This is a genomic window from Oleiphilus sp. HI0061 (assembly GCF_001635675.1).
In genome coordinates this window covers 1-526 of sequence record NZ_LWFE01000134.1, presented here as the reverse complement: position 1 = coordinate 526, position 526 = coordinate 1, and the positions used below count along the sequence as shown (strand labels likewise).

Here is a 526-nt window from a genome sequence, read left to right as displayed (position 1 = left end):
GATCGATATTGGTCGCTTTTGCGACTGCAACTTGTGCTACGTCAGGGGCTTGAGTTCCAGCCCATACTTCCGCCTTCCCCTTGCTAACCCTTGCAACGGCATTCATTGGCTCCATGGTGGCGTGAGCAAGAAAAGGCGCTGTAAACTCAAACTCTTCTATATGGCCATCAGCCTCGAGAAGCTCCGCTGTATCGCCGTCTTGACGAATAGATTTGCCGGAATCATTTGCAAGCTTATCCAGATATAGGTTGCTGATTGCATCACTAGTTTCAACACTCTCTTCACTAAATGCCCACTGCGCCTCTAGTACTTTTGATGCTTTCCTTGCTTGCCAATAGGAGTTTGCGACGACAGCTATACCACGGGAAACCTCAAGAACCGAGACAACACCTTTCTGCTGAAGAGCGACTTCGATATTCGCAGACTTAAGTTTGCCCCCATATTTCGGAGCCCGCTCTACAACGCAGTATTTAAGATCCTGCAATTCAACATCGATTCCATAAGCGCTTTCCCCTTTTACCTTTGC

General features: G+C 48.1%; 1 protein-coding gene. It reads right to left on the bottom strand.

The window, feature by feature from the left end:
• Positions 1-526, bottom strand: a 526-nt coding sequence (locus A3735_RS01620; protein WP_156499312.1) for a molybdopterin cofactor-binding domain-containing protein, incomplete at both ends; no start/stop codon positions are given.